Below are 15,285 nucleotides of genomic sequence, written 5' to 3' on the forward strand. Positions count from 1 at the left end.
ACGGTACCGGGAGACGCGCCCTTGCCAGCGCTGATCGTCGCGGCCTGGCCCTGCCCTGGCGCGCCTGCCGCTGCGCCCTGGCAATTCGACCGGGCAACCGGGGCGCTGTCGCTGGAAGTGACCCAGCTCGAGTTGAGCGCGGTCAGCAGCGTGCTGCTGCGCTGCGCCGATGCGCGCATGCAGTTCTCGCAGGATGGATCGGTCGAAATCCGGGGCCACCAGATCACATCGGCGGCGGTCGAAACCCATCGCGTCGAGGGCGGCTCCATCGAGTTGAACTGACCTTTTCTGCGCCGCGTCGTGGCCGCCACTGCGTTCGCGGTGCGAGGCAGACCGTCATCGCGTGGCAGTACCGCTACCGCCCTTCCTTTCCGGCCCATGATTCCTCGCATTCGACCTTCCACACCGCCGCCATTGCCCGGCATGCTGAACCGGCAGATGGGGATCGCCGTCCGAGCCTACGGCCGGCGCCCGGGCATGTTGCGCGGTGGGCACACGTTGCGCGCCCTGAAGGCCGTCGATCAGCGCCTGGACGCGCTCATCGCCGTCGGCCGCTACTACGGCACTGCCTGCTTGGACGCGGCGGCGATTCTCGACGGCAAGGTCCAGCCCGAGGAAATCGCAGGTGCCGCGTTCGTGCGCGTTGCGCTGGCAGAGCAGCATCAAACCGATGTGGCGACGCGCCTGGACCTCATCGCCCGCCTGCATGCAGCGCAACCCGTCTCCGTTCGGGAGGCCCTGTGGTTCTATGCCGCCCCGGACACCTGCGGCCACCTTCTGGCGTCGGACGACGCACAACTGCTTGCGTGCGGCGTGGAACTGGCGGGGCGGCTCGCATTGCCGGAGCACATCGCCGCGGTCCATGCGGCAGTGGTGCGCGGAGCGGACCAGGACGCCTGCCTCTTGGCCTGTGCGCGCATGGGACAGGTGCCGCCCCGAGCCGAAGAGCGCTGGAAAGCCGTGCTGCAGGGCCAGGACCTTGCCCGGCAGATCACCACGCTGCAGGCCCTGGGCGTGATGGGCGGGCACCGGCTGCAGCCGGAACTGCGCCGCTACATCGAGCGCATCACCGCCGCAGACGGCCCCACCGAGCAATCGCACCCCATCGGCTGGGCCGCCGCGGCCGACGCCGCGCTGGCGCTGTGGGCCGCGCGCGAACCCGAACCGGCGCTGGGTGCCGTCCTGCAAGGGCTCCGGGTGCCCAACGACACGGCGCTGCGGGTCGCGGCCATTGCGGGACGCATCGAAGGGCTGCTGCCGGTACTCGATTTCATCGAACGGCAGGAGCGGCCCGTGGAGCCGGGCGAGCGCGACGTGCTGCGGCTGGTGTTCGGCCACGTACCGGGCGAGCTGGTGAACACCCAGGGCACCTCCGACGAGCGCCAGCGCGCCTTGCGCGCCCTCGCCTGCACGGTGTTCGCGGCCAACGGCTGTACCGGGCTGGAGCCGGACCAAATCACCCGATGGACAGATCCTGCACTCAAGGATCGACTCTGGGCGCTCGATGCCATCCGCATCCGCTCAGGCCAGCCGATCACGCAGACCCATCGCCTGACGCACGCCTTCGACGTCGGGCATGCGCTGCGCAGCTGGCTCTACGTTGAGCATGCCGCGGTCACCGACCGTCCGTTTACGCTGTCCCACGAAGACCTCGCCGCCCGCCAGATGGCCGCGGTGGAAACCGTGCAGTTAGTGGCCAGCCTGCAGGCCGATCCGCCACCGCCATGACCTGCTCGGTCCTCAACCACACGCCGTTTCGCACGCAGGTCTTTCCGCACCAGGACGCCGAGCGGCGCAACGCGGCTTTGCTGATCGTCAAGGGAACGTGGCAACTGGCTGAGGCGGCGGGCCTGCCGCCCCAACTTGCGGCAGCAAAGGACCAGGCCGCCATTTCTCGGGAGGGCATGCGCCAGACGCTCGGCAGCCTGCCCCTGGAAGCGGCCCAGGCTGCTGCCATCGCAGCACGCCAGCATGAACTCTGGACCTGCCTGGAGACCGAGTACGTGCCGCCCAAGCCCTGCTTCGACCTGATCGTGAATGGCTGGGCCGTTGCGCCGGACGGCTGCCCGCGACCATGGATCGATGCCGCAGTGGACTACCTCGGCACCAGTGGATCGCGGCGCCTGATCGAACTGCGCGCGTTCGCTCCACGCACCTGGCTGCCCGAACTTGGATTGATCGGCAGGCTGCGGGCCTCGGGAGAGGCCACCGCATTGCGCATCCCGCTCCTGCGCCCCTTTGCGTTCGGCGGGCAGGAGAAAGACCCGCAGACCGGCCAGGTGCATGCCTTCGAGCCCAACCTGGAGGGGATGGGCTACTACCGCAGCGCCTCAGCTGCCAAAGGCGCACCGCTGCCGTGGATCGAACCGCTGGACCGTGCCATCACCGCCTGGGACGACACCCTCGAACCCATCGCCCTCGGCCATGTACCGCCCCACCACGTCCCGCGCCGCGACTTGCAGGGCACCTTCGGCGACACCTGGCAAGCGACCCGCGCGCCCGAACTGCCCGAGGACTTCGATCCGCGCCATCACAACGCTGCGCCCGATGCCCTGCAGTTGCGCGAGGTGCCGCGACCGGGCCACACCCTAGCCCTGCATGGCATGTCGGAAGCGGGCCCGTTGTATTTCACGTGGCCGCAACTGGCCCTGACTGTGCAGGCAGAGACCGCAGGCGGCACGTTGCTCCCGCCCCAGGAACTGCGTTGGGACACGCTGCTGGTGGACACCGCAACGCAGCGCGCCTCGCTGCTGTGGCGCGCCGTGATCGTGCCGCCCGCACTGGAGCGGATCGGCCTGGCGCACGTCGCGGCCCATGCCCGCGCCCCCCGCAACCCATCCCCCTTGCCCTGATCCATCGAGATGCCACCTCTTTCGACCGCAGCCGCCGCGCCTGGCGTTTGGCACATCGCACACGCTGGAGCCGTCACCTCGGCCGGCACCAGTGCCTGGCAGTCCGCCGCGTCCTGGGTGGGCCTGCAAAAACGGTTCCAGAAGGCAGCGCACCCCGGCGTCGGCCCGCATGCCATCACGACCGCACCGTGCCCGGAGATCACATCGGGCGCAGTGGGCATATCCCGCCTCGCCCGGCTGCTCGGTGCCGCCTTGGCCGACGTGGTGTCTTCGATGGCACAGCCGGGACACGATGCGGAGTGGGCCGCTCCCGCCCGCATGGCGCTGGCCCTGCCCGAGCGCATGAGCGACAGCGAAGGCACCGATCTTTGGCAGCAGGCCCTGGCCGAACTCGGGCGTTGGGCCGGCCCTGCGGCCAGCGCAACGCTCGGTGCCGTGCAGTGCCGCTTCGTTCGCGGCGGGCACACGGCAGGTTTTGCCGCACTGCAGGCCCTCGGCCCTTGCGATCCGGCATGCGGCACGGCGCTGCTGATGGCCGTGGACAGCCTGCTCGATACCGCGACCCTGCAAGCGGCCCATGCCCGCAGTGCGTTGCTCACGGACCGCCATGCCGATGGCTGCATCGCCAGCGAAGCCGCCGCTGCCCTCTGGCTGCAGGCCGCTCCGGACACGCGGGACGCCACCGGCCGCGGGCTGGTGCTGCACCCGCCCGCGCTGGCAACGAATGCCACCGCGCATCGACTTCCCCAGCAGGCCCCGGAGCCCGAGGCCCTACAGCACGCCCTGCGCTCTGCCCTGGCCCATGCGCGCTGGCAAGCAGACAACGTGGGCTACACCGTCTCGGATTTCGATGGGTCCACCTGGCGGGCGATGGCACAGATTCCCACCCGGGCCCGGATGGGGCAAGGGTGGGACCCCATCGACTGGGAGCCCGCCGCCGTGATCGGCCAGGTCGGTGCCGCCACGGGCCCGGTGCATTGGGCCCTTGCCGCACAGCGCCTGCGCCACGATGCACGACCGCCCAACTCCATCCTGTCGTGGGCGCTGGACGAAGGCACCGCCGCTGCCGCCGTCGCGCTGGAACGCACCATCGGCACCGTGGCAGCTCCACACCGGCGCCCCCCGGCGCACGGCCATGACACAGCCGCGGTGGCGACGACCTATTCCGCGCGCTTTCTCCAGAACGAAAAAAACGGCTGACGGCCAAGGGAGGGAAACACCATGGGCACGCACATCTTCAGCGGCGGCGAAGGCGCGATCACGCAAGTGGCCGACGGCTGGACGTTCGATCCTTGGACCTACGTCAAGCTCAAGCCCAGCGGCAAGCAGGGCACCGCCTGGCACCGCAACAACAGCAAAGCCATCCAGATCCCGCTGGGCACCATTCATGAACACGGCACCGACATGTCCAACCGCTACGGCGCGATGGACCAGGGCCAGCACGATCCCGCCAGCACCATCGTGGGCTGGTTCACCAATGTCCGTGACCGGGTGAACGAGCACGTCACCTACGTCAAATCCGTGGTGCACGAAGGCGGCGAGATGGTGGTCAACGGCGTGATCACCCTCACCAATTCCATCCTGAGCCAGCTGGCGCCCGAGACCCAGCAATTGATTCACAACACCACCGACGTGCTGGGCGGCATGACCGCGGCTCACTTCACGGACGCCGCCAAGGAGGAGATCGAACAGGCCATGGAGTTGCTGCAGGACCCGTCCACCTACACCGGACTGGCCCTGTCGATGGCGGCATCTGCGGCCCAGGGCATTCCCGTGATCGGGCAGGTGATGGGGGGCGCCGTGGTGGCTGACCGGGCGCTCGCGATGGGCGAGGCGGGCGTCGCCGCCGCGCAGGAACTCAAGGCCATGATGGACACCTGGAGTTCCCATATGACCGAGCCGCAGAAGGAGGCGGCGCGCAAGCAGTTTGCCAAATGGCTGCTGCACGGGGGCCTCGAGCTGCTGGCCGCCCTGGCGGGCAAGAAGTTCAAGACCAGCACCAAGAGCCAGGGCAAGAACGACACGCACGAGACCAAGGAACACAGCAACCGCCAGGATCCCAACGGCAAGGGGCCGTGCGAGTTTTGCGCCACGGGCGGGCCGGTCATCCTGTCCAGCGGCCAGAAGCTCATGGACGAGACCGACTTCACCCTGCCCGGCCCCTCCCCCGAGCTGGCCCTGGTCTGGCGGCGGCGCTACCGCTCGGGTCTCGCCGAGGACGGCCCCTGGGGCCGCGGCTGGAGCCATCCGATGGCGCAGGAGCTGCGCCTGTCGGCCGACGGCATGGTGTTGCTGGACGAGGCGGGCCGCCATGTGCAGTTGCCCCAAGTCGCCGTGGGCGGCGAGTGGTTCGATCCTTACGAGAAGTTCACCGTGCGCCATCCGCAAGAGGGCCTGTGGGTCATCGCGCACAAGGGCGGACTGGAGCACCACTACCGCCAGCAGGCCCCCGAGCAGTGGCGCTTGCCCCTGGCCCGGCTGCAGGATGCGAACGGCAATGCGGTGGCGCTGCACTGGGTGGCGGGTGACAGCGAACTCGCTCCGGGCGAGGTGCTGACTTGGAGCGCGCGGCAGGCCCGCGAGCAGGCCATGGTTGATGGTGGCGGCAGTGCCGCCAGAGCAGGGGCGTTCTCTTCGCCCTTCGCGCTGCCGCGCCTGGTCGGCCTGTCCGATTCGGCGGGGCGGCAGTTGCGCCTGACCTGGACGCCGGCCAGCGGGGCACCGTCCCCCGACGATCCCCTGCGCGGCGCGCGCCTGTCCACGGTGGAGTTGCAGGTGCCGGGCCACACCGGCAGCCAGTTGCTGGCGTCCTACGACTACGACGCGCAGGGCCAGTTGGTCGCCACGCAGCACGGCACCCAGCCGTACCGGCAATATGCCTGGCGCTCCGGCGTGCTGGTGGGCTACCGCAAGGCCAGCGGCCACCGCTACTTCGCCCAGTACGACGCGGAAGGCCCGCACGGCCGCGTGCTGCGTTCCTGGTGCGCCGATGCCCCCATCCCCGGCCAGGACGACGACCGCTTCGCCTACCTGCCCCACGAACGCATCACCCGCCACACCGACGGCCTGGGCCGCGTGACGGCCTACCACTGGGATGCGCGCTTCAACATCGTGGCCACCGTCACCGCCGAGGGCACGCCCGAGGAGTTGAGGGAGGAAACGCCGTTCGATGCCACCGGAACGCCCCGGGGCAGCACCGACCCGCTGGGCCGGCGCACCACGCTGCGCCACGACGCACGGGGCAACGTGGTGCAACTCGTCAATGCGCTGGGGCAGTCCACGGCGCTGGAATACGACGCGATGGACCGGGTGACCACGCTGCGCGATGCCATGGGCTTCGAGTGGCGGCGCACCTACGACGCGCAGGGCAATCTGGTGCGGATGACCGACCCGCTAGGGCAGACCACGGCCTATCGGTACGACGACCTGGGCCGGCCGGTCGAGGTGACCGATGCCCAGGGCGGCAAGAAGGTGCTGCGCTGGGACGAGGCGGGCAATCTGGTGGCCTACACCGATTGCTCGGGCCGCACGACACGCTTCGGCTACGAGGCGCGGGGCCTGCCGGTGCTGCGCACGGACGCGCTGGGGCACAGCACCTACTACCAGTACGACAGCGCGGGGCGGCTGGTGCGCGTGGTGGAGCCCGTGGCCGCCCAGGCGGCAGCGCCCGGCACGGGCGTGGGGGCCGCCCCCGTGACCGCGATCCACCGATACGAGTGGAACGGCGAAGGCCACTTGCTGGCCTATGCCGATCCGCTGGGGGCCATCACCCGCTACACCTACGACGGCGCGGGCCGGCCCCTGACCCGCACCGACGCCGCCGGCCGCACCCTCGCCTACCACTACGACCGCGCCGGCCGGCTGATCGCCTTGAACAACGAGAACCGCGCACAGACCACCTTCCGCTACAACCTGCGCGACCAGCTCACCGACGAGATCGGATTCGACGGCCGCTGGCAGCGCTACGTGTACAACGCGGCGAGCGAACTGACCCACCTGATCGAAGCCGGCGGAACCGATGCCGGGCCGGGCAAGGTGACGCACTTCGAGCGCGATGCGCTGGGCCGCCTGCTGGCCAAGCGATCGGCGGGCTCGGATGGCACAGCGGCGGTCGATGAAACGATCTATCGCTACGACGCGCTCGGGCGACTCACGCAGGCGAACAATGGCGCGGTCCACTTGGCCTTCGCCTACGACCCCGTGGGACAACTCCTGAGCGAGACGCAGACGCTCATCGGCCAGGGCGGTCCCGGTCTGCCAGCGCGGCTGGGGCGCACCCCAGCCATTGGCCGGCAGGACATGCAGCGCAGCTTGCGCCACCAATACGACCCGCTAGGCAACCGCACGCAGACCCTGCTGCCCGATGGGCGCACGCTGAACTGGCTGTTCTATGGCTCCGGCCATCTGCACCAGATCAACATCGCGCTGCCCGGACAGGAAGGCGCGCACCAGGTCATCGCGGACATGGAACGCGATTCCTTGCACCGCGAGGTCGAGCGCAGCCAGGGGGCGGTCTCCAGCCGCTACGAGTACGACCCTGCGGGCCGGCTGATCCACCACCGCGCCGGCCACCGCCCCAGCGGCAATGTGCAAAACAGCCGGGCGGGGACGGTGCTGGAGCGGGTCTATGCCTACGATCTGACGGGCCAACTGGTGGCGCGGGGCGACACCCTGCGCGGGCGCCAGGACTTCCGTTACGACCCCACGGGCCGCATCCTGGCCGCCCTGCCGGGTGCCGGCAGCCACCAGCCGCGCGAGCTGTTCGCCTTCGATCCGGCGGGCAATCTGCTGGATGGCAATGAGGCGCAGGTCGGGCGGCACAACAGCAGCGAAGCCAGGGCCGGCCTGGGCGTCGTGGGTGATAACCGCCTGCGCTTCTATCAAGACCTGCACTTCGAGTACGACTTGCACGGCAATGTGACGAAGCGCACGCGGGGCAACCGACAGGGCGGCAACGCGAGCGTGACGGCACTGCGCTGGAATGCCGATCATCAGCTGGTGGAGGCCAGCACCACGCGCCATGGCGTGACTCAGACCACGCGATATGCCTATGACGCGCTGGGGCGGCGGGTGACCAAGGCGGACTCCTTCGGCACCACGCACTTCCTTTGGGACGGTGACCTGATGGTGCTCAAGGAACGGGGCGGCAACGGGGCGCTGTTCGTGTACGAGCCCGACAGCTTCGTGCCGCTGGCGACGGTGCAAGGGACGCAGGACGACCGGCAGACCTACTGGTATCAGTGCGACCAGATCGGCGCACCGCTGGAGTTGACGGATGCCCAAGGGCATATCGCCTGGGCGGCGGATTACAAGGTGTGGGGGGAAGCCACGCTGCGACCCGTGGCGAGAACGGGGACCGATGACGGCCCCACCCGCCGCCGCATGGGGAACGGGCCGGGAATGGACTGGAGCGAGGGTGCCAGCGCCCGTTCGTCCGCACCGCCGCACATTGAGCAACCCTTCCGCTTCCAGGGCCAGCAGTTCGATGAGGAAACCGGGCTGCATTACAACCGCTTCCGGTATTACGATCCGACCGTGGGCAGGTTCGTGAGCCAAGATCCAATTGGATTAAGGGGTGGAGTAAATATATATACATATGCACCCAACCCAATTGAATGGATTGACTATCTGGGGTTAGCTGGCAGCAAATACCCCGCACCCGGAAGGCCTACTCCAGACAATACCGGAGGGAAATTTAAGCCTGGACCGGGAAGTGGTCATTATAAGTATTGGCCAAAATGTAAGTGCAAAGGCTGGAAAGACAAAGGTGGTGACGTGTGGGAGCCGACCGATCATAATGGTACGCACGCGCCGCATTGGGATCGCCAGCACCCGGACGGGACACATACCCCCACATATCCGACGAACAAGGAGTAAATTCATGAATTTTGCCTTAAATGACCGAGTGACATTAAAAAAATTTCTAGGAGAAATTAATCCACCACATAAAGTTAAAACCCAGGATAATTATTGGAAACTAATAGGAGAAATGGGCAGCATTGTTAAACTAGAAAATCAATCAAAAATGCCAAAACATCCAAACGGGCCAAGAGTTCTCATTAAATTTGATAGTAATGTCAATGATTTTGGGCTGTCCTGCCATAATGAAATTGAGAACAGCTTATGGATATTTATTTCCGATTTGAAATAAGAGAGCGGATTGAACAGTGAAGTGCAACGCCAAAATTTTTAATTGCAAGCTCGGGCCTCCTACACCAACCTGCGGCCAAGCTCCAAGCTATCGCGCCCGCTTAAATTGGCAAAGCTATCCGCGGGCTTCTTTGCGCTTGCCGGCCCAGCAGTCATCGACTCACTTTCTCGCGTGAATCCGAGGAATACTTTCTGTATTGGGGCGGCTCAAATAAGCAATTTCGCACAAATTGCAACAATTTTTCGGAATCTTTGACACTCTCCAAAAACACACTCCTTTAAAATTTGATTGGGATTTTCTCAATAAAATTAGGGAGGTGATATGGAGAGAAATTTTCCGAGGCCACATGCCATTTCGCGCCGCGTTGCGCTGGCGCTCTGTCTTGCAAATACCGGATTACCCTTCGCAGCCACCGCGAAGGAAGAATTCCCAAACAAGCCGGTTCGTTTGATTTCCCCGTTTCCGGCCGGTGGCTCCACCGATATTCTGGCGCGCCTGCTTTCCAAACACATGTTTCCCGCCAGCGGGCAGGCCCTGGTCGTAGAGAATGTGCCCGGCGCTGGCGGTAATGTGGGAGCGGCCCTGGTCGCCCGCTCACCCGCCGATGGCTACACCCTCGAAATCGGTGCCATGTCTACGCATGCGATGAACGGCAGCATCTACAAGAACCTGTCGTTCGATCCCATGAACGATTTCGACACGGTGGCCTTGCTGGCGTATGCGATCAATGCGGTGGCCGTCTCGGCCAGCGTGCCGGTGCGCACCTTCCCGGAACTGCTGGCCTACATCCGCGCCAATCCGGGCAAGGTCAACTATTCGACCGGGGGCATTGGCACCCACAACCACCTCACCGTCGCGCTGCTGGCGAAGACCGCCGGTCTGGACATCGTTCATGTGCCTTACAAAGGCGGTGGCCCTGCCGTGGCGGCATTGGTTCAGGACGAATGCCAGCTGTATGCAGGCGGGGCCTCGCTGCTGCTGCCCCACGCCCAGGCGGGCAAGGTGCGACTCGTCGCCGTGACCGAGAAGACCCGTTCGGAGCTGCTGCCGGACCTCCCCAGCGTTTCGGAAACGCTCAAGGGGTTCGAGGTGACCAACTGGTATGGCGCGTTCGCACCGCGCGGGCTGGAGGCCAGCCGCCGCGCCCTGCTCAACCAGGAGATCCATCGCGTCATCGCGTTGCCGGAAGTGGCCGAGCGGCTCAAGGGACTGGGCATGGTGCATGCCTCCCTGTCGCCGCTGCAAGTGCGCGACGTGCTGCAGGCCGATCACGACCTCTGGTCACGCACGATCCAGTCGCTGCGGATCGCCAGCGAGTGACGTGCCGCGTTCACGCAGTGGGCCTGGGATGGTTCACGGCGATGCCCTGTCCAGCGCCGTCGAAGAACATCCATCCTCCAAGACGCGCGTGCGGGTCAGCGCATGCGATTCCTGCGATTTCTCACCCATGACGCAAGCTGCTTACCCAAAGGTCTATGCCCTCACGCCCAGGTTCTACAAGGGTGTGCTGGTGCGCTGGTCAGTCATGCTGGTGCGACAGGGCCGGCGCTTTCAGGGCGAGTTCGCGGTCGCCGATCACGGCGGCGTGGAAGACGCCAAGGCGGCAGCACTTGCGTACCGCGATGAATTGCTGCGGACCATCCGCCCCTTGAGCAGGCGAGAGTTCAGCGCCATCGTCCGCAAGAACAACACCTCCGGAGTACCAGGCGTCTCTCGGAGTGTTGAGCCTGGAGGGGTTCGCTGGTCGGCCACGGTGTATCTGGCCAACGGCAAATCACAGCGCCGATCCTTTGCAGTCAAGAAGTTCGGCGAGGAGCGCGCCAGGGAGCTGGCGATCGAGGCACGGCACCAGATGCTCCAAACCGTGGATGGGTGGATGGTTCGCCATCCTGACGGTGAGCCCCGCCGAGGTCATGAACTCCCCGACATGGATCGTTCGGCCATTCCCCGCCTTCGCAAGGACCGCAGTGAGCGGTTGCCGGCAACACATTCCCCCGAACGCCGCGTGTACCGCTATCGGTGGACGCGGACGATGCGCCGCGGCGGAGTGTGGACCGGCGAATACTGGGTCGCGGAGTATTCGACGTCCGACGGCAAGGTTCGGCGCAAGTGCTTTTCCGTGGGACGCCATGGCGAGGAAGAAGCCAGGCGTCTTGCCCTGGAGCAACGCCGGGAATGGGTGTTGAACCCTCCCCCGCCACCCAGCCGGACCTGATAGCGCAGGGGCCGCCAATCGGGACGCAAGGCAGTCCGCTTTGTTGGTCCACGGCGGGCAGCGGGTGTGTTTGACTGCTCTCCTGGGCGCGATCTCCGCGCCGGGAAGATCGGAACGCACCATGCCGCACCCCCGCCTTGCTCGCTATCGGCGCCCTGCCCTCGCCCTTCTGGTCGGGACGCTGCTCGCATCCTTGACGCTCTACATCGGGCTTCACCGTGGCGGCTCAGACGAGCGCCGGGTTGCGGAAGACGCGAACAGTGACGCCCCGCTGGAGAAGAGCGGCAGCCCCTGGGTGCATGGGCCCATGCAGGCGCGGTTCGCGCTCACCCTTTATGCGGATCTCGAATGCCCGTTTTGCAAGACCTACTATCCGGCGCTGAAGGACTGGATCGACCGGCATCCCGACACCCGCCTTCAATGGCACCATCTTCCTTTGCCGACACACGAACCGGCGACATCGAACCTGGCCGCGCTGGCGGAATGCGTGGGACAGGCCCACGGCCACAGCGGCTATTGGGACGCCGTGGCCTGGATTTACCGCAACACCCGTGGCGGCGGCCAGGGTCTGGAGGACGGCCTGCGCTATCCCGGCACCACGCCTGACGTTCAGGCCTGCCTGGACAGCGGCCGGGGCCGCGCCGCCGTTCAGGCGCAAGCGGCTGCAGGGGCGCGCGAGGGCGTGGTCGCCACCCCGACCGTGCGGGTGACCGACACCCTCAGCGGGCAGTCTTTGCTGCTGCAGGGACAGGTCGAGGGCGACGCGCTGCTGTCGGCCCTGGATTTGATCGGCAGCGGCAATCCGGTTGCCTCGGACTCCCGATTGTTGGCTGACCCCGCCGCCGATTCGGAGTGAACTGCACGGTGCCATCCCAGGCGTCCGTTGTGCGGGAGTTCACCATGCCCAGTGTTTTTGTTCGGCCAAGTTCAAACCTGCGGGGAGCTCCGTTGCTCACGGCGGCCATCGCTCTGGCCAGCGCGTTCGCATCGACCTTCGCCCAGGCCGCAGAGGTGAAGGTCTTCACGCTGCAGTCGATCCCTTTGATCGGCGTTTCCCCGGAGGTGGCCGTTGTCCACCTTGATGCGGCCAGCCAGATCGAATCCCGCATCGGCGCCCAACTGCCGGCCGATCCACAACGCGCGCAGGCGGTTGCGCGGGAACGTCTGGACCGAGGTGGCGCGTCCCTGCAGCGGGAACTGGCAGCGGCCTACCAGGGCGTGGCCGATGCCTGGAGCCTGGGGATCACCACCCTGCCCGCCGTGGTCGTGGACCGGCGCTACGTCGTCTATGGCGAGCCCGATGTGGCGAAGGCGTCCGCCCGCATCGCGGCCTACCGAAAGGCCCACCCATGAAACACCGACCTCCATGGCGCGCCGGGATCGCTGCTGCCCTCCTGGGCATGGCTTCGACCGCCTTGGCACTGGACACCGCCACCATCGCCTCGTCCGCCCTGTCACCGGATTGCCTGGAGTACCGGGTGGTGGGCATCTGCTACTGGCTGCGCTGCTCGAAGTCGGGCTGCTCGGTGCGCACCTCGGTGAAGGTCCGTCACTACGTGCCGGATGCCGTCGTGTCGAGCTATGCCAACACGGGCGAGAACCCGTGGTTCGAGGTGCGTGCGATGGGCATGCCCAATCCCACCGCAGTCGCGGGCGGCGACGGCACGACCAATCAGAGCAACGAGAACAATCTCTCCAGATTCAAGAACGCCGATGTGATCGGCCATCCGGTCGGATCGCTGTTCGGCCGCTTTGCCAGCGCCTCCGGTGTTAGCTGCGAGGGCGCGGGCACGGCCTTCATGCCGTACCTGATCAGCACGCTCGATACCGTGGCCTGGCGCTACAACGTGCCCGAAGCGGTCTATCCCGAAGCACTGATCCCCGGCATGCGGGAGATCGGCGCTCGCACCACCCTCAATCTATGGGGTGCGGTCTATCCGCGGGGCGGTTTCCTGCACCAGACGGATGACCACAAGAGCGGAGCCGTGGTGGCCCAGCGGGCCGGCGATGTCGTCACGCGGCGCGGACAGCCGCATGTCTATCAGCCGATGCTCTCCACGCCGCGCGCCGGCTACTGGCCTGCCGGTGAGCTCATCGAAGGGAATGCCTCCACGGGCAAGTGGCAGGAACTGACCCCTGTCCTGTCGCCCACCTGTGCGGTGTTCCCTCACTCGAATACCCGGGTGCAGGCCCCGCGTGGCGACTACGCCTGGGCGCTGTGGCGCCCCTACAGCTGCTGCCAGCGGCGGGGCCAGGTGTTCCTGGGCAGCGTGGATTTCAACGGTGGAGGCTTGCGGCCATGACGGTTTCTCATTCGACGCGCACGTTCGCCCTGGTCACGGCGATGGCGGTGGCATCTCTCCATGTCGGCGCGGACGCCCAGAGCGCCGATCAGACCAGCGACAGGGCTGGCGAGTACGGCCTGCAGCGCCAGGGCAGCGTGATCGGGGACGATGTGCTCTACAGCATCGGCGGGGGGCGCGCCGTGTCCATGACCAGTGCCGCCCAGATGCGCTCGATCGGTGTGGGGGTCGGCTGGAACAGCAATCTCATTTGCGGCGACATGAACATCGCGACCACGATCCAGAACCAGCTCAATGGGGTCACCAACGGGTTCCAGACCATCATGTCGTCGGTGATCCAGAACGCCAGCAGCGCGGTGGCGTCGCTGCCGGCGCTGATCATCCAGCGCGCCGATCCGGGCCTGTACAACCTGCTGACCAACGGGGTGCTGCAGGCACGGCTGGATTTCGACCGCTCGAAGGCAACGTGCCGCGGGATCGCGAACCGGATGGCGGACATGGCGGGCGGCCAGTTGGGCTGGGGCCAGCTGGCCGAAGGCATGGCCCTCAAGAAGGCCGTGGCGAGCACCGATGCGGTTTCGGCCATCGACGAGGCGGAACGCCATCGGGGCAAGGACGGCGTGCCGTGGGTGGGCGGGCGCAATGCCGGCGGTGCCGGCCAGGCTCCGATCCGGGTGGTCGCGGACGTGACGCGCGCGGGCTACAACCTGGTGAACGGGCGCGGGGTCGAGGACACCTCGCCCATCGATGCCGCCGGGTGTGGCAACCGGCTGGCCTGCGAGACCTGGTCGTCCCCGCAAGCGGCCGTCGAATGGGCCACGCGGGTGCTGGGCGAGCAGGAACAGCGCACTTGCGACAGTTGCACCAAGACCCAGACCGTGCCCGGCGTCGGCCTGACGCCCCTCATTCAGGAGGAATACGACACCAAGCTGCAGGTGCTGCAGGACTTGGTTGCCGGTCGCCAGCCGACGAGCTTCGAGAACCTGCAGGCCGCGAGCAGCGGCTCGCTGCCCATGACGCGGGGGGTGATCGAGGCGCTGCGCGACGAACCGGACCAGGACGTTCTGGCCCGGCGACTGGCCTCCGAAGTGGCCTTGGCGAGCGTGCTGGAGAAGGCGTTGCTGCTCCAGCGCACGTTGCTGACCGGGCGGATGGAGCCCAACGTGGCCGCCAACGAACTGGCCCAGCAGGCGGTAGGCCAGGACAGCGACCTTTTGGACCGCGAGATCCGCAATCTCAAGACGGAACTGGAGTTGCGCCGCGAGCTCGCCAACAACGCGCCCATGGCCATTATCCAGCGGCACAGCACACGTGCGGCGGGATCGCGCGGCATCTATCAGGGCGACCCAACGCGCAACCGGCTCGATCAACTGCAACAGCCACCCCCGCGTGGGGGCACGCCATGATGCCCGCCTGGCTGCGACTGCGCTGGCTGCCGGGTCGGCGGGCCGCAGTGGCGCTGCTGTGGGCGGCGGCAGTGATCGCGGTCGCCGTCGTCGCCAATCTGGTGGGCATCCGGATGCTCGGCAGCATCGTCCAATGGGATCGCTGGCTCAAGGAGCAGGCGGTGTGGTTTTTCGCATGGCGGCTGGCGCTGTATGCGGTGACCGGCTGGGGATGGGTGTGGATGCGCAGGCGTCTGTGCGCACGCGAGCCGGACGGAAACGCGCACCAGCGGTTCCTGCGTGCCGAAATCGCCGCCGCCATGGCGCTGGTGGCACTGGAATGCAGCCTGCTGCTGCAGGCACGCTGACACCGGAGGGA

The 15,285-nt window shown here is 66.9% G+C and carries 13 protein-coding genes; all 13 read left to right on the forward strand.

The genetic code is table 11. The annotated features are described in order from the left end of the window. Nucleotides 1–21 precede the first annotated feature (21 nt). Entirely contained in the window at nt 22–282 is a 261-nt protein-coding gene (locus tag RMR16_RS25220; protein WP_284406841.1) for a hypothetical protein, read from the forward strand. Nucleotides 283–498: 216 nt separating this feature from the next. Then, nucleotides 499–1,728: a hypothetical protein gene (locus RMR16_RS25225; protein WP_432355454.1), complete on the forward strand. Its 1,230-nt coding sequence runs from the start codon at nt 499–501 to the stop codon at nt 1,726–1,728. Continuing rightward, nucleotides 1,725–2,852, forward strand: coding sequence for a DUF2169 family type VI secretion system accessory protein (locus RMR16_RS25230; RefSeq protein WP_320200714.1), 1,128 nt, complete (start codon nt 1,725–1,727; stop codon nt 2,850–2,852). Before RMR16_RS25225 ends, RMR16_RS25230 begins: the two co-directional genes overlap by 4 nt. 9 nt (nt 2,853–2,861) lie before the next feature. Then, complete coding sequence (locus RMR16_RS25235; RefSeq protein ID WP_320200715.1) at nt 2,862–4,052, forward strand: hypothetical protein; 1,191 nt, start codon at nt 2,862–2,864, stop codon at nt 4,050–4,052. 21 nt (nt 4,053–4,073) lie between these two features. Further along, complete coding sequence (locus RMR16_RS25240) at nt 4,074–8,729, forward strand: RHS repeat-associated core domain-containing protein (RefSeq protein WP_320200716.1); 4,656 nt, start codon at nt 4,074–4,076, stop codon at nt 8,727–8,729. Between the two features lie 4 nt (nt 8,730–8,733). After that, nucleotides 8,734–9,003: a hypothetical protein gene (locus RMR16_RS25245; RefSeq protein ID WP_320200717.1), complete on the forward strand. Its 270-nt coding sequence runs from the start codon at nt 8,734–8,736 to the stop codon at nt 9,001–9,003. Between the two features lie 321 nt (nt 9,004–9,324). Further along, a complete protein-coding gene (locus RMR16_RS25250; protein ID WP_320200718.1) occupies nt 9,325–10,323 on the forward strand; it encodes a Bug family tripartite tricarboxylate transporter substrate binding protein in 999 nt (332 codons plus the stop codon). A gap of 28 nt (nt 10,324–10,351) precedes the next feature. Further along, entirely contained in the window at nt 10,352–11,218 is an 867-nt protein-coding gene (locus tag RMR16_RS25255) for an AP2/ERF family transcription factor (protein WP_320200719.1), read from the forward strand. 121 nt (nt 11,219–11,339) lie between these two features. Next, on the forward strand, nt 11,340–12,074 hold the full coding sequence (locus RMR16_RS25260; RefSeq protein ID WP_320200720.1) for a DsbA family protein: 735 nt from the start codon (nt 11,340–11,342) through the stop codon (nt 12,072–12,074). A gap of 44 nt (nt 12,075–12,118) precedes the next feature. After that, on the forward strand, nt 12,119–12,571 hold the full coding sequence (locus RMR16_RS25265) for a TIGR03757 family integrating conjugative element protein (protein ID WP_320200721.1): 453 nt from the start codon (nt 12,119–12,121) through the stop codon (nt 12,569–12,571). Next, nucleotides 12,568–13,521, forward strand: a complete 954-nt coding sequence (locus RMR16_RS25270) for a TIGR03756 family integrating conjugative element protein (RefSeq protein WP_320200722.1) — start codon at nt 12,568–12,570, stop codon at nt 13,519–13,521. The genes RMR16_RS25265 and RMR16_RS25270 overlap by 4 nt, the downstream gene beginning before the upstream one ends. Continuing rightward, a complete protein-coding gene (locus RMR16_RS25275; RefSeq protein ID WP_413786020.1) occupies nt 13,518–14,927 on the forward strand; it encodes an integrating conjugative element protein in 1,410 nt (469 codons plus the stop codon). The genes RMR16_RS25270 and RMR16_RS25275 overlap by 4 nt, the downstream gene beginning before the upstream one ends. Continuing rightward, nucleotides 14,924–15,274: a hypothetical protein gene (locus RMR16_RS25280; RefSeq protein WP_272548429.1), complete on the forward strand. Its 351-nt coding sequence runs from the start codon at nt 14,924–14,926 to the stop codon at nt 15,272–15,274. Before RMR16_RS25275 ends, RMR16_RS25280 begins: the two co-directional genes overlap by 4 nt. The last annotated feature ends 11 nt before the right edge of the window (nt 15,275–15,285 follow it).

Origin of the sequence: Agrobacterium sp. rho-13.3, assembly GCF_033957765.2 — a bacterium.
Lineage (GTDB): Bacteria > Pseudomonadota > Alphaproteobacteria > Rhizobiales > Rhizobiaceae > Agrobacterium.

Coding starts and splice junctions, on each gene's coding strand:
- RMR16_RS25250 (WP_320200718.1), top strand. CDS start 9,325: ATGGAGAGAAATTTTCCGAGGCCACATGCCATTTCGCGCCGCGTTGCG.
- RMR16_RS25240 (WP_320200716.1), top strand. CDS start 4,074: ATGGGCACGCACATCTTCAGCGGCGGCGAAGGCGCGATCACGCAAGTG.
- RMR16_RS25235 (WP_320200715.1), top strand. CDS start 2,862: ATGCCACCTCTTTCGACCGCAGCCGCCGCGCCTGGCGTTTGGCACATC.
- RMR16_RS25265 (WP_320200721.1), top strand. CDS start 12,119: ATGCCCAGTGTTTTTGTTCGGCCAAGTTCAAACCTGCGGGGAGCTCCG.
- RMR16_RS25280 (WP_272548429.1), top strand. CDS start 14,924: ATGATGCCCGCCTGGCTGCGACTGCGCTGGCTGCCGGGTCGGCGGGCC.
- RMR16_RS25245 (WP_320200717.1), top strand. CDS start 8,734: ATGAATTTTGCCTTAAATGACCGAGTGACATTAAAAAAATTTCTAGGA.
- RMR16_RS25230 (WP_320200714.1), top strand. CDS start 1,725: ATGACCTGCTCGGTCCTCAACCACACGCCGTTTCGCACGCAGGTCTTT.
- RMR16_RS25260 (WP_320200720.1), top strand. CDS start 11,340: ATGCCGCACCCCCGCCTTGCTCGCTATCGGCGCCCTGCCCTCGCCCTT.
- RMR16_RS25255 (WP_320200719.1), top strand. CDS start 10,352: ATGGTTCACGGCGATGCCCTGTCCAGCGCCGTCGAAGAACATCCATCC.
- RMR16_RS25275 (WP_413786020.1), top strand. CDS start 13,518: ATGACGGTTTCTCATTCGACGCGCACGTTCGCCCTGGTCACGGCGATG.
- RMR16_RS25270 (WP_320200722.1), top strand. CDS start 12,568: ATGAAACACCGACCTCCATGGCGCGCCGGGATCGCTGCTGCCCTCCTG.